Source organism: Enterococcus sp. NPDC086594, from assembly GCF_044746145.1.
GTDB classification, from domain to species: domain Bacteria; phylum Bacillota; class Bacilli; order Lactobacillales; family Enterococcaceae; genus Enterococcus_D; species Enterococcus_D entomosocium.
Map to the genome: position 1 here is coordinate 49,399 of NZ_JBIVBP010000011.1, position 14,211 is coordinate 63,609.

Genomic DNA, 14,211 nt, shown 5'->3' on the forward strand with positions numbered 1-14,211 from the left:
AAAGGAAGTGACGTAGTGGAAACGTTAATTGAAGGTGTAGTCGGGTTAGGATCGGAGCCGGGACGGATCGTTATGATGCTCATCGGTGGTCTATTGATGTATTTGGGGATCAAGAAAGAATATGAACCAACCTTGTTGGTCCCTATGGGATTGGGCACGTTGTTAGTGAACTTCCCGAACTCAGGTGTGTTAAGTGCTGGTGGAGAAGCTGGCCCGTTCCAAGTATTGTTTGATATGGGGATCTCAACTGAATTGTTCCCTTTGCTTTTGTTTATCGGGATTGGTGCGATGATCGACTTCGGTCCATTGCTGCAAAATCCATTTCTTTTATTGTTTGGTGCCGCTGCGCAATTCGGGATCTTCTTTACGATCATCGTTGCCGTGCTGCTTGGTTTTGATTTAAACGACGCAGCTTCCATCGGGATCATCGGTGCCGCTGACGGACCAACGTCGATTTTTGTCGCAAATACGCTGAACTCGAAATATATGGGTGCGATCATGGTAGCAGCTTACTCTTACATGGCGCTAGTACCGATCATTCAACCGGTAGCCATCAAAGCTGTGACGACCAAGCACGAACGAAAAATCCGCATGACGTATCGTGCCGGTGAAGTTTCGCAAACGGCAAAAATTTTGTTCCCGATCGTGATCTCGATCGTAGCAGGGTTGATTGCTCCTGTTTCATTGCCATTGGTCGGATTTTTGATGTTCGGAAATCTCTTGCGGGAATGTGGTGTCTTAGATCGTTTGTCCATCACCGCTCAAAACGAACTGGTGAATATCATCAGTATCCTCCTAGGTTTATCAATTTCTGTGAAAATGCAATATGAAGAATTTTTACAAGTCGATACATTGATGGTTATTGGTTTAGGGCTGGTTGCCTTCATTATGGACTCGGTCGGCGGCGTGTTGTTTGCGAAAGTGCTGAACTTGTTCCGTAAAGAAAAAATCAACCCAATGATCGGCGCAGCCGGAATCTCTGCGTTTCCAATGTCTAGCCGTGTCATCCAAAAAATGGCGACAGATGAAGATCCGCAAAACTTTATCTTAATGCATGCAGCCGGTGCCAACGTTTCAGGACAGATTGCTTCGGTCATCGCCGGTGGCTTACTGCTGGCACTGATTGCTTAGGTTACTAGAAAGGAGAGGAAAACTATGAGTCAAGATTTACTGACTTCATTTGAATTGTTGTTATTCGGTTGGGGCGGCGTCTTTGTCGTGATCCTGATCATCTACTTCGCATCCTTGCTTTTGTCGAAGCTCTTCCCAGTAAAAAAATAAAGAAGGCATTGTATGTATACCCTAAAAAGAATCTGGCTGCAAAAAGATCCGGAAGTCTTTTTGCAATGGCAAAAATTGATCACCCGTGCTGGCTTAGCCGTCGGTGAAGAAGTTGCCTATACCGTGGGCATTTTTGACCAGCAAACCTTGATTGCTACTGCTTCTTGCTATGCCAATATCATCAAGTATGTGGTGGTCTGTGAAAAAAAACGCTCCGAACATCTGTTGACGCAATTGATTTCGCACCTTAGCGATCATATCAAAGACGAGGGCTATACCAAGTCCTTCGTCTATACAGCACCGAAAAATCGTCTGTTTTTTGAATCTCTCGGGTTTCGTGAAGTGCTCGCTGCGCAAGACATCTTGTTCATGGAACAAGGCGTTCCTTCTTATGAAAGCTATGCCCAACAACTGCAACGGCAGCGAATCGGACAAAACAACGGCGCGATCGTAATGAACGCCAATCCTTTTACCAAGGGACATTTGTACTTAGTTGAAACAGCTGCGAGTCAAAAGGAGCAGGTTTATGTGTTCGTTTTGTCAGAAGACCGTTCACAATTTTCTGCCAGTGAACGGCTGCAGATGGTGACGGAGGGCTTGGCTCACCTGTCAAATGTAACGGTGCTGCCGACCAACAACTATCTCGTCTCTTCAGCGGTCTTTCCCAGTTATTTCTTAAAGGAGCAAGCACCTGAGGCGATTGCCAAAAAACAAGCCGCCTTTGATGCTACCCTCTTCAAAGAAAAAATTGCCCCGCTGTTGGCGATCACCACGCGTTTTGTAGGCTCAGAGCCTTACTCACCCGTGACCCAACTCTACAATGAGGCAATGGCTGCCGTTTTTTCTCCCGAGCTTGAACTGATCGTGATCGACCGTCTGAAGATCAACCAATCAACCGTTTCGGCTACAAACGTTCGGAAAGCGATTGCAGAAAAAGATATACCTTCCTTGCAGCAATTTTTGCCAGAAACAACGTTCTCATTTTTAATGCAGCATAACTATATTTAGAGGTGATAATAAGTGGAAATCAAAAAAAGTGCGGTTGCCGGCTCCGTTGAATCCAGTGATATCTTGATCGCGATCGAGCCCACCACAACCCAAACCATCGAGCTGACCCTCGATAGCAGTGTCGAAAAACAATTCGGCAAACAAATTCGCGCCGTCATCCTTGAGACGCTGAACCATCTAGGCGTGACACAGGCCAAAATCACCGCCACCGATAAAGGCGCATTGGACTGTACCATCAAAGCCCGAACTCTGACCGCCGTTCATCGGGCAGCCGAACAAGAACAGTATGCTTGGAAGGAGATCGACACATGGAACGTTTAAGAAGAACGATGATGTTTGTACCAGGAGCCAATGCTGCCATGCTACGGGATGCACCATTGTATGGCGCCGATTCCGTTATGTTTGATTTAGAAGATGCGGTCTCCTTGAATGAAAAAGACTCCGCTCGGACACTGGTGCATTTTGCCTTAAAAACCTTTGACTATTCTGCCATCGAAACCGTCGTACGCATCAACGGCCTCGACACGGTGGGTGCCCTTGATATCGAAGCGATGGTCCTAGCGGGGGTCAACGTCATTCGTCTACCGAAAACCGAAACCGCCCAAGATATCATTGACGTTGCCGCTGTGATCACACAAGTAGAAGAAGAAAACGATCTGCCTGTAGGAACCACCAAAATGATGGCTGCCATCGAGTCTGCCGAAGGCGTTTTAAATGCCCGAGACATCGCTACAGCTTCCGATCGTTTGATCGGGATCGCTTTAGGGGCAGAAGATTATGTCACCAATATGAAAACCCGTCGCTACCCAGATGGGCAAGAATTGTTGTTTGCCCGCAGTATGATTTTGCATGCAGCTAGAGCTGCAGGGATCGCCGCCATCGATACCGTCTTTTCTGATATCAATGACACCGATGGCTTTATTGCTGAAACGACTCGCATCAAGCAGCTTGGTTTTGACGGAAAATCAGTAATCAATCCACGGCAGATTCCCCTAGTCAATGGGATCTATGCGCCTTCAAAAGCCGAGATCCAACAGGCCAAAGAAGTGATCTGGGCCATTCGCGAAGCCGAAAGCAAAGGCTCTGGTGTGATCTCCTTGAATGGCAAAATGGTCGATAAGCCAATCGTTGAGCGAGCGGAACGCGTGATCGCCCTTGCCAAAGCAGCGAAATTGATTACCGAGGAGGAAGTGTAATTATGGTGTTAAACAAAGCAGGAAAAGACATCCCTGAATGCTATGCCACCCAATACGGGGTCTTTGAAAATGAAACAGCCAATATCCATGCCTACAAAGAAGCGAGTCGCAAGATCGAGCCAGTCCTGCCGGGCAAAAGCAAGGTCGTGGGCAGTATTCGTGAAGCCATTGAAAAAACAGGGTTAACGGACGGCATGACGATCTCCTTCCACCATCATTTTCGCGAAGGGGATTTTATCATGAATCTCGTTTTAGACGAGATCGCAAAAATGGGCATCAAAAATCTTGCGATTGCCCCTAGTTCCATCGCCAATGTCCATGAACCATTGATCGGACATATCAAATCTGGCGTCGTAACCAATATCACCTCCAGCGGTCTGCGGGACAAAGTCGGTGCCGCAATCTCCGAAGGCATTATGGATGCACCGGTCATTATCCGTTCTCATGGCGGTCGGGCTCGTGCGATTGCCGCCGGCGATATCCACATCGATGTCGCTTTCTTAGGGGCGCCTAGCTCAGATGCGTATGGCAATGCTAATGGCACCGTCGGAAAAGCAACCTGCGGCTCATTGGGCTATGCGATGGTCGATGCAAAATACGCCGACAAAGTCGTGATCATCACCGACACCCTTGTGCCGTTTCCAAATACCCCAATCAGCATTCCCCAAACGGATGTCGATTATGTCGTGGAAGTCGACGCCATCGGTGATCCTGCAGGGATCGCAAAAGGTGCGACCCGCTTTACCAAAAATCCAAAGGAATTACTGATTGCTGAGTATGCAGCCAAGGTCATCACCAGCTCGCCTTACTACCAACAAGGCTTCTCCTTCCAAACTGGAACGGGCGGTGCCGCATTAGCCGTCTCTCGTTTTTTACGCGAAGCAATGATCAAAGATGAGATCAAAGCCAGCTTTGCCCTCGGCGGCATTACCAATGCCATGGTGGAACTGTTAGAAGAAGGATTAGTAGAAAAACTGATCGATGTCCAAGACTTTGATCACCCTTCCGCACAATCGCTAGGAAAGAACGCCAATCATTACGAGATCGATGCCAATATGTATGCCTCACCATTAAGCAAAGGGGCGTTTATCAATCAATTGGATACCGCCATTCTTTCCGCACTGGAAGTCGACACGGATTTCAACATCAATGTCATCACCGGTTCTGACGGTGTGATCCGCGGTGCTTCTGGCGGACACTCAGATACTAGTATGGCGTGCAAAATGAGCTTAGTGATCGCTCCTCTCGTGCGGGGACGAATCCCAACGATCGTCGATACCGTCAACACGATCGTCACTCCGGGTGCCAGTATTGATGTCGTCGTCACGGAAATCGGGATCGCCATCAATCCTGCTCGCAAAGACTTGATCAGCCATTTTGAAGCATTGGATATTCCCCAGTACACCATTGAAGAATTAAAAGAAAAAGCCTACAGCATTGTCGGTCAACCCGAACCAATCAAGTACGGGGAAAAAACCGTCGCTTTGATCGAATACCGCGATGGCACGATCATTGATGTGGTCAAAAATGTCTGATGCCCTATTTTCAGGAACCCCTGTGACGCTAACCGATATGCTGCAGGCACGAGAAAATAGAAGCTCGCTTCAACGGGAGCTTCTCGCTGCGGATGAAAAAGCGGCATTGCTTGTTGCCACCATGAATATTCCCGGTCCCGTGAAAAATTCTGCCCCATTGACCGCCGTTTTTGAAGAACTCATTACGGAAATCGAAGAGGCCGTCAAGGAACTGATTCCACTGGCAAACCTCTACCGTAGTTTGGAAACTGGACCGGAATATTATCTCGTACTACCCACAGATCCTTATGAACTAAAACGAATGATGGTTCAGATTGAGACCCATCATCCTTATGGTCGATTGGTGGATCTGGATGTCTTAGCCAAAACCCAAGACCAGCTTTTACCTATCAGCCGCACCGAAATCGGACTGCCGACAAGAAGCTGCTACGTCTGTGAACAAGATGCCAAAGTTTGTGGCCGTTCTAGAACTCATAGCGTAGCAGATATGCAGCAGCAGATCCGTAAAATCATTCAGGAAAGAGTGAAAGAATGAAAAAAATCCAATTTACCGAAACCGTCTTGCGGGACGGCCAACAAAGTCTGATCGCTACACGAATGCCTACCAGCGATATGCTACCGATTTTAAAAACCATGGATCAAGCAGGCTATCATGCCCTTGAAATGTGGGGCGGCGCAACCTTCGATGCTTGTCTGCGTTTTTTAAATGAAGACCCATGGGAAAGATTGCGCGCAATCCGCAAAGAAGTGAAAAAGACCAAACTACAAATGCTCTTACGGGGACAAAATCTCTTAGGCTACAAAAACTATGCCGATGACGTCGTTGCTGACTTTGTTACCAAATCGGTTGAAAACGGCATCGACATTCTTCGTTTGTTTGATGCCTTAAATGATGTCCGCAATTTAGAAACCGCCATCCGCGCCACAAAAGCAGCCGGCGGACACTGTCAAACGGCAATCTCTTATACTACTAGCCAAATCCATACGGTGGATTACTTCGTCGACCTTGCCCATAAAATGGCAAACCTCGGCGCCGATTCCATCTGTATCAAAGATATGGCAGGCGTTTTGACACCGCAAACTGGCTACGAGCTGGTCAGCCGAATCAAAGATGCCGTCGATCTACCGCTAGAAGTCCATACCCATGCCACCAGCGGCATCGCTGAGATGACTTACTTAAAAGTTGCGGAAGCCGGTGCAGACATCATTGATACCGCCATCTCCTCCTTTGCTGGCGGCACCAGTCAGCCAGCAACCGAATCTGTGGCAATCGCCTTAGAAGATTGCGGCTTTGCTACGGGACTTGATTTGCAGAAAGTCGCTGAGATTGCTGAACATTTCAATCCCGTTCGTGATCGCTTCCGTGAAGAAGGACTGCTGAATCCAAAAGTCAAAGATATTGAACCTAAAACCTTGATCTATCAAGTACCTGGTGGCATGTTGTCAAACCTACTCAGCCAATTGACGGAACAAGGATTGCAAGACAAGTATGAAGAAGTCCTAGCAGAAGTGCCAAAAGTCAGAGCAGACTTGGGCTATCCGCCACTAGTGACCCCATTGTCGCAAATGGTCGGTACCCAAGCCTTGATGAATGTGATTTCAGGAGAACGTTACAAACTTGTCCCAAGTGAGATCAAAGATTACGTCAAAGGACTTTACGGTCAATCGCCAGCACCCATCACCGACGAAATCAAAGAAACAATCATCGGAGATGCTGAAGTGATCACCGTCAGACCAGCTGATCTACTGGCACCACAACTGCCAGCCTTTCGGGAAGAAATCGCTGAGTATGCCAAAAGCGAAGAAGACGTGCTGATGTACGCCCTCTTCCCTCAACAAGCCCAAGACTTTTTAGGCCGACGAGAAGATCCCTTTTATGATGTCCCCGTACAGACCGTGTCTGTGAGGATTGCGGTGGATTAACAACGAAGCCAGAAACAGAGAAAACGACTGAAAGTGCCCCTCACAAATTCGCTTGCTTGAGCAGATTTGTGAGAGTTGTTATCATTTACAGGCTGTTTATTCGTTTTTACTAATTAGCAGCGCAAAAATACATGCGCCATAGCCACTCCACCAATAAGCTTGCATTCGTCGTTTCTCGCTCACGTATTTTGGGTAGCTGAGAAGCCAGGATTGTGCTTCCGCTCCATCCATTCTATAATCAGCTAAAAGAAGGGGTTTAAAGGAGGGGTTATCCATGCAACGATACATCGCTTTATTAAGAGGCATCAATGTCGGTGGAAAGAACAAAATTTCTATGAAAGAATTGAAAGCCGGTTTTGAAGAATTGGGGTTTAGCAATGTGGTCACTTATTTGAATAGCGGCAATGTGATTTTTTCCAGTGAAGAGGATGATCCACAAGCCCTTGCCGAAACGATTAAAGCAATGGTCAAACGCGACTTTTCCTTTGATATCGCTATTTATATCATTCGCCAATCAGAGCTGCAGGAACGCTTGACCCATATGCCCGACTGGTCAGGAACGGAAGATAAAACCATCTATGACAACCTGATCTTTTTGATGCCTTCGCTGACCTACGAGGAGTTATCTGAAAAACTCGGGGCTCCGAATGCCGAGCTTGAACAGGTTTTCCCTTACAAAGACGTCGTCTTCTGGTCTTACCTCCGCAAAGACTATCAAAAAACCAATTGGTGGAAAAAAACAGCCAGCACCAGCGTCGGCAAACAGATTACGATTCGAACCATCAATACCGTACGGGAGATTGCGGAGCTGTGAGGACATTCTAAAAAATATTCCTGTTTCAGCTTATAAGAAAAACCGTCAGCAGGAGTCCCTCTGACGGTTTTTCTTTGACTATCGAATCGTCTTTTTCGCTTGATGGATTTCAATAAAAAGTGCCAGCAGAAACGTGAAGGTTACGATCCAAATTGAATATTTTTTCAAAATAAGACTGATAAAGGCTAGTAAACAAGCACCAATGACAAATGAGAGCACGACGATCGTATAGTTATGGGCATTGCGTTTTTGAAGCGACGTTTTATTCCGTGAGGTCAGATACAGATACCATTCATTTAGCATTTTCCGATAATTTCCTGAGGTCATCATGATCGTATAAGGATTTCCTTCGATTTGCGTTCCAGTAAACGTCAGCATCAGCAAGCCACTGCCAAAAGCAAGCAGACCAATTTTAAAAAGGTGCAAGTTTTGAGACAACAATGGAATGATCAAGCTCGATAAAATAACAGGTAGCATGGTGTAACTGCGCCAATAATGACTGAAATTGCTGCGCTTTAGAAGAATACCTAATAAAAATCCTACCGTAAACAAAATGATCGATACAATCTTAGGCAGCATTTGCTGCCAATTATATTGGGATAAATTCGAAGCCATCAAAATAATGTTCCCCGTCTGGGTAGCAACTAATCCATGAAAGTAATTATGAGAATAGACATCTAATGCCCCACCTGAAAAAGCCATTAAAATCGCAAACAGACGACTGTTATTCGAGATAGAGACAACTTTATAAATTTTTTTTTGCATAGTAGATTCCTCAATCGCTTGATAATTTTGCTAATAGCATTTGTTTTAGACGCTTTTCTTCTATTGATACATGAAAAAGATCGTTTATCCTTGAAATGGAGTTTTTTTCAATAGTAAGTATAACAGAATCAACATCTCCTCTTACTTTAATGAAAAGGAAATATATAGCAAGTAAAGAAGCCCAACAAAGCAAACTTCGTTGGGCTTTCCTTATAGGATGTTCGAAAAGAAACCTTTCGTTTTCCTTTCTTCCATAAACAAATATTCCGAATGTATCTGATTCATATACGTTGTTGGTTTTGCATGGCGGGCAGATCATTCTTATTTAGTTTATTTAGATAAGGAATCATCATTAAGACACCCGCAACAAACGCGATACCTTCTGTAATCGTCATTGACCAAATCAATCCATCCAATCCATAACAATGATGCAGCAATAAAACGATCGGAATAAAGAATGTTCCTTGAATCGTGGACATCACTCCGGTCTGAGCACCTAGTCCAGATGCCTGAAAGATGCCCGTGAATAAACCAGAGAAACCATTAAAGATCGAAGAAACCAACTGGGCCCCTAAAATCGTTAAGCCAACTTGGATCACACGAGAATCACTTGTAAATAACCCCAGCACAGGCACTCGCAACCAATACACAATCAAGGCAAAAAAGATGGAGATCCCACCTATCCACAAAGATACTTCTTTTAGTGCTTCTTTCACTCGTTTCGTGTTATGGGCAGAGAAACTGTAAGCAAATAACGGTATGACGCCCAAAAATAGACCCATTGTTAAAAATTCCGGTAATTGCGTGATTCGAACAGCGATACCAAAGCTAGCCACAACATTGTCCCCATACTCAGCAGAAAAATTGTTCAACAATAATGTGGTGACGATCATGAAAGCTGATTTAAACAGCTCGGATATCCCTATTTTATAAACTTCTAGCTGATCTTTGATTGAAAGTTTCATGCTCTTTAAAAAGCCCTTCAATGTCTCGCTTTTCGTTTCTAGGAACCAGACATAATACGTTGTTGAAGCGATGTTCGCAATCACCAGTGATAGCCCTGCACCGATCACATGTAGGTTAAAGACGAGAATCAATAATGCATCAAGTAGGATACTCACTGCAACACTGACAAACATGCCATACATTGATTCTTTTGATGCCCCTTCTGAACGCACCAACTGTTCCAAAGCAAAATTTAAAATGAACGATGCTCCACCTACAAACAAAATCAGTGAATATTGTTTTGTATACAAAAATGTCTGCCCACTTGCTCCTAGTAAATGAATAAACGGATCCATGAAAATTACTGCGACAATCCCTATGATCACACCGAGCAGGATGCTTGAGTAAAACGCATAGCCGGCAACTTTCTTGCCCTTTTGAGTGTCTCCATTGCCTAGTAGTCGTGTGATATAGCTTCCTCCACCAACACCCAGCATGTTCCCAACGGCCATCAACAGAATCGTAATGGGCATCGCCAAGGTAATCGCCGACATCATATTGGTATCATGGATCAACCCAATAAAATAGGCATTAATCAAATTATAGATCGTCGTGGTTGAAATACCAACCATCATCGGAATCGATAAATGGGCAATTGCCTTTCGCACCGGACTTTCGCTTAAGTAGTAAATATTGGATTCATTCATTGTGACTTCTTCCATGATGATTCCTCCTTCTATTAGATAGTTAACTGTTAGATTTCTAACTTTTAGGCAATAAGCAGTGATTGGCTGCTTATTGCTCATAGACTTTGATCGATTTTTCTTAACAAACGAGTCAGTTCTTCGACTTCTTCTGCATTCAGTGCTTTGACCAGTTCTTTTTCTGCCGCATAAAAAGCTTCATTGGTTTGATCAATCAACGCTTTTCCTTTAGGTAAAACGTATATATTTTTTTGCCGCTCATTATTTTTTGGGATGCGGCGTTCGATATACCCTTTTTTTTCTAACCCTTGAAGCATACTTGTGATACTGGCATCACGACGTTGAAACACTTGGGCCAAATCCTTCTGAATCAATCCCTTGTCTTCATTTTGTGCGATATACGCAATCATTCTTCCTTGCTGCTGACTGATATCCAGGTCTTTTATACGCAGTTCCATCGATTCCCGTGACTTATTCATAATGGAACGCATCAAATTCGAAACGATCAGTTCCTCCAAAACGACTCCCCCTTCGCCAAATGTTAGATATCTAACTATTCGAAAAGAATATACACCGGTTAAAAAGGAAAGTCAATAAAAAGATTCGCTACCTAATAATTAGATCTCTAATTATTTTCAAATCCAATAATGGTAGTAAGGCTCAGGGAGTTCCACACTGTGGAAAAGTTACTCACAAAAGCAGACAACAAGGGACTTTTTATTGCCTTTGTAGTAAACGTGTATAAAAGAGTCTCTGGGTTCATCGATTTTTTCCCTCATGGTATCAAAGCCAATTAGAAAAGTAGGCTTTATTTTCCGCTCTTGCTAGCGAAAAAAAGAAAGCTTATCCAGAAATCATTTTCCGAATAAGCTTAAACTGATTTATCGATCTAATTAAAAAAATTTTCGTCAACTAAGATCGGCTTCAATACTGTAGTAGGTATTATGAACTCTTGTGTCCCCATGTATCCAGCCGAAACTTCATATTTATCAAACGAAATAACTAGTTCATGATTTTCATTAATATAAAAATTCGGATCATTCTCCAACCAATTTGTATCATTATAGTCTAAAACCCAATATTTGATATCGCTATTTACTCTCATCCGCTCTTTCATTTGGTGCTCAATTTCCTGAGCCAGCACCTCTAAATAGTTTTCCGTTTTAAATAACATCTTTAATGATAATAAGACCTCGTTCTTTTTATCGAATGTATCAAATCGATGTTCAACATTGGTGCTCCCCACTGTCTCTTCAAACGTACGGTCGATTACTAAAAATCGATTATCATTGACTTTCACATCATAGGTACCACTGACATACATTTGTTTTTCGTCCACCCTATTTATTACGTCTATATAACTTTGATATGCTCGTTGTCCTTCACGGAGATATTTTTCATTTAATTGCGAATACACTTGATTTTCTTCTGTTATCTTAGGCACATCAATAGTGATTTCTGCTTCCTCTTGACTGAACAGAAGCGTTTCCCCAGTTATAATTGATACCAAATCCCCCAAAATAGGTATTTCTGATGCAAAACCTCTAAAGGTAGTATTTTGAAGCATAATCAAAAAACTAAAAACCACCAAGATCACGCTTTCGACGCCTCTTCTAAGTACTTTTCGTTTCTTTTCTTCGTATACCTTTGCCTTTTCTATTTGAAAACGCGCAACTATTTCACGCTTTAATTGTTCTTGGTTTTCTCCATCAAACGTGTGCTGTTTCATTTCGCTCATTCTCCTTTTCATATCTTGTTTTTTTAATTTAAAAGATGCTTAAATTGAACAAGAGAACGGTACATCTTCGTTTTCACCGTATTCTCATTTAAATTAAGTATTTGAGCAATTTCTTGCAAGGTAAATCCATCAAAATATTTTAAAATGATGATATCTCTTTCCGGACTAGGCGTTCTCTCTAGAATTTCCTTTAGTTCAAGAAATTCACTTTGATCGAAACGAAAATGACTTAGTTCTATAGTTTCTTCAAAGGCTAACCCAAATGGTCTTAGTCTCTTCACTCGCCATTGATCAATCGCGGTTCTTACTAAAATTTTATAGAACCATGCTTGAAAATTATCAATTTCTACTGTGTTTCTAAAGCTTTTTAACGCCTTTTGAAAGCTATCTTGCAGGACATCTAAAGCATCTTCATGATCATAAACATAACTGTAGGCAATTCGATACATTTGATCATATTTACCTTCTATCAGTTCTTCTAGTAGATGCTCATAATAGCGCACTTTTTTTGTTTGACTTCTATTCTTAAAAATAAAGATCACTCCTTTAACAACTCTCCAAGGGACTAGAAAAGACTGCTATTTAATTTCTCTTTGGTCAGCTAAACCAAAATACTGATTTAGTGGTTTTTGTCCATAAGAGAGCAATTCGCTTATAGTCACAAACTCATAGCCTCTTTTTCTTAGTTGACTTACCATTTCTGGAATGGATTCTACGGAACGTTCATGGATATCATGAATCAAAATGATTGATCCATTTTCTACAGTATCAATTACCTTATTTACAATCAAATCTTTATTTTTGACTTGCCAATCTTCAGAGTCTACATTCCATTGAATAATAGGCAATCCGATGGTTTTGGCAACGGCGCCGTTTACTGCTCCGTAAGGTGGTCGAAAGAGTTTTGGCAATACCCCTGTAGCATGAAATATTGCCTTATCAGTCTTCAGTACTTCTTCTTTGACTTTATCCAGGGTTACTTGAGTCAAGTCTGGGTGAGTGTATGAATGACTGCCAATTTCATGCCCCTCTCCCACTATTTTTTTCGCGACCTCTGGGTTCTTATCAACCATCTGACCTAAAACAAAAAAAGTTGCTTTGATCTTTTCTTTTTTTAACTCTCCTAGTAATTTTTTCGTAGACGTATCATTAGGTCCATCATCAAAGGTGAGCGCGATATAGTTTCTTTTTTGGTCTAAGGATTTTTTCGGCAGATTATTATCAGAAACGATCGCTGGATTAATAAAAGGCAGAATTTTTTCAATGTCGACATTCATCGTTGTCAACCCTAAAACCTCTTTATCAAAAGCGATTTGTATTGAGTGGGGGAGAATGGTTATCTTACTATCCTTGCTTAAAAAGTCATTTGTTAACACTTGATCTAATTCTTCCTCATCAATTGTTGATTTTAATTTAGTTCGAGTACTAAGTAGTTGTTCTTGTACAACTCTGTTTATCGCAAGCAAGTCTGATTCATCGTTGACAATATCTTTTAATCGAGGCTCATTTCGATTTTTGGATAAGAGTATTTCAGATAATTCTTTTAATTCACCTAAATATTTCAAAGACTTTGTTTTATCATCCCAAATATATTCCTTTGTTACTAATTGTCGATTAATAAGGGCATCATTCACCTTTTCCTCATTGACATAGGAAAGCACCATTGACCGAGAATCCTTCAATTGTTTCGAGGCAACCTGAGTTTGAGCTTCCAATTGTTTTATAATATTTTTATTTTCAGTCGCAGAATAGTACAGGTAATATTTATTGTATTGATTATCGCCACTCTTTGATTCTTCAATCTGAGTGATATCACGATCAAAAAATTCAGTTTTAATTGTTTTTTCGACTTGCGTTTCAAAATTTGTTTGTTCTTCTCCATACACTTGACTCATTAGGTACTTATACATGGCACCCACTACTAACGTAAGAATCAGTGCACAGAATATAGCTATTAACAATAATTTTTTTCTCATAGTATTTCCTCTCTTTCGTTGTTCTATAGGGTATGACGAAAGAACAGGTCAAATAGTTTCATTTATTAGCAAGTTTTTATCAATCGTGAACTTTCTTAATCGTGATTCTTTTATCTCCATAATGTTGCTGTCTAAATTCATTAGCGAAAAATAGTAACTTCCAAATTATTCGTTTTTTCCTGTCTTTTCCTTTAAGGTTTAGCTTTGACATCAGACCTTTACGTTTTCCCTTAACTATGTCATTAGACAATAGCGTTAGTTCTTAATCTTAATACTTGCGGAAAACAAAAAAAGGCTTCAAAAAATTTTTTTTGAAGCCTTTTTTA

Annotated in this window: 15 protein-coding genes; 9 read left to right on the forward strand and 6 right to left on the reverse strand. The window is 42.2% G+C overall.

The features are described from left to right. Positions 1 to 15 precede the first annotated feature (15 nt). From ACIPK1_RS13880 to ACIPK1_RS13920, 9 genes are all read left to right on the forward strand, one after another. Positions 16 to 1,131 carry a sodium ion-translocating decarboxylase subunit beta gene (locus ACIPK1_RS13880; protein ID WP_005233072.1) on the forward strand — a complete coding sequence of 372 codons (1,116 nt, stop codon included), beginning with the start codon at positions 16 to 18 and terminating at the stop codon, positions 1,129 to 1,131. 24 nt (positions 1,132 to 1,155) lie between these two features. Further along, positions 1,156 to 1,281 (forward strand): OadG-related small transporter subunit, encoded by a 126-nt coding sequence (locus ACIPK1_RS13885; protein WP_008381833.1) that lies wholly within the window; start codon positions 1,156 to 1,158, stop codon positions 1,279 to 1,281. A gap of 12 nt (positions 1,282 to 1,293) precedes the next feature. After that, on the forward strand, positions 1,294 to 2,289 hold the full coding sequence (gene citC, locus ACIPK1_RS13890; RefSeq protein ID WP_301389354.1) for a [citrate (pro-3S)-lyase] ligase: 996 nt from the start codon (positions 1,294 to 1,296) through the stop codon (positions 2,287 to 2,289). Positions 2,290 to 2,301: 12 nt separating this feature from the next. Continuing rightward, a complete protein-coding gene (gene citD, locus ACIPK1_RS13895) occupies positions 2,302 to 2,610 on the forward strand; it encodes a citrate lyase acyl carrier protein (protein ID WP_005230465.1) in 309 nt (102 codons plus the stop codon). Beyond that, positions 2,598 to 3,485, forward strand: coding sequence for a citrate (pro-3S)-lyase subunit beta (gene citE, locus ACIPK1_RS13900; RefSeq protein WP_005230463.1), 888 nt, complete (start codon positions 2,598 to 2,600; stop codon positions 3,483 to 3,485). The genes citD and citE overlap by 13 nt, the downstream gene beginning before the upstream one ends. Positions 3,486 to 3,487: 2 nt before the next feature. Further along, positions 3,488 to 5,020: a citrate lyase subunit alpha gene (gene citF / locus ACIPK1_RS13905; RefSeq protein WP_301389353.1), complete on the forward strand. Its 1,533-nt coding sequence runs from the start codon at positions 3,488 to 3,490 to the stop codon at positions 5,018 to 5,020. Continuing rightward, positions 5,001 to 5,555, forward strand: a complete 555-nt coding sequence (citX, locus tag ACIPK1_RS13910) for a citrate lyase holo-[acyl-carrier protein] synthase (RefSeq protein ID WP_373193205.1) — start codon at positions 5,001 to 5,003, stop codon at positions 5,553 to 5,555. Before citF ends, citX begins: the two co-directional genes overlap by 20 nt. Next, a complete protein-coding gene (locus tag ACIPK1_RS13915) occupies positions 5,552 to 6,943 on the forward strand; it encodes an oxaloacetate decarboxylase subunit alpha (protein WP_101699532.1) in 1,392 nt (463 codons plus the stop codon). The genes citX and ACIPK1_RS13915 overlap by 4 nt, the downstream gene beginning before the upstream one ends. Positions 6,944 to 7,217: 274 nt before the next feature. Further along, complete coding sequence (locus tag ACIPK1_RS13920) at positions 7,218 to 7,757, forward strand: DUF1697 domain-containing protein (protein WP_086298865.1); 540 nt, start codon at positions 7,218 to 7,220, stop codon at positions 7,755 to 7,757. A gap of 78 nt (positions 7,758 to 7,835) precedes the next feature. Here the strand turns inward: ACIPK1_RS13920 and ACIPK1_RS13925 are convergent, their stop codons facing one another. The 6 genes from ACIPK1_RS13925 to ACIPK1_RS13950 form a co-directional block, all read right to left on the reverse strand. Beyond that, positions 7,836 to 8,522 carry a YoaK family protein gene (locus ACIPK1_RS13925; RefSeq protein ID WP_301389351.1) on the reverse strand — a complete coding sequence of 229 codons (687 nt, stop codon included), beginning with the start codon at positions 8,520 to 8,522 and terminating at the stop codon, positions 7,836 to 7,838. A gap of 281 nt (positions 8,523 to 8,803) precedes the next feature. After that, positions 8,804 to 10,189 carry an MATE family efflux transporter gene (locus tag ACIPK1_RS13930; RefSeq protein ID WP_301389350.1) on the reverse strand — a complete coding sequence of 462 codons (1,386 nt, stop codon included), beginning with the start codon at positions 10,187 to 10,189 and terminating at the stop codon, positions 8,804 to 8,806. A gap of 80 nt (positions 10,190 to 10,269) precedes the next feature. After that, complete coding sequence (locus ACIPK1_RS13935; RefSeq protein WP_400451189.1) at positions 10,270 to 10,650, reverse strand: MarR family winged helix-turn-helix transcriptional regulator; 381 nt, start codon at positions 10,648 to 10,650, stop codon at positions 10,270 to 10,272. A gap of 410 nt (positions 10,651 to 11,060) precedes the next feature. Next, the gene (locus ACIPK1_RS13940) at positions 11,061 to 11,900 is read right to left on the reverse strand and encodes an RsiV family protein (protein WP_301389348.1); all 840 of its coding nucleotides are present in this window, start codon (positions 11,898 to 11,900) and stop codon (positions 11,061 to 11,063) included. 32 nt (positions 11,901 to 11,932) lie between these two features. Further along, a complete protein-coding gene (locus tag ACIPK1_RS13945) occupies positions 11,933 to 12,451 on the reverse strand; it encodes an RNA polymerase sigma factor (RefSeq protein ID WP_005233050.1) in 519 nt (172 codons plus the stop codon). A 36-nt stretch (positions 12,452 to 12,487) separates the two neighbouring features. Continuing rightward, positions 12,488 to 13,885, reverse strand: a complete 1,398-nt coding sequence (locus ACIPK1_RS13950; protein ID WP_301389347.1) for a polysaccharide deacetylase family protein — start codon at positions 13,883 to 13,885, stop codon at positions 12,488 to 12,490. Between the last annotated feature and the right edge of the window lie 326 nt (positions 13,886 to 14,211).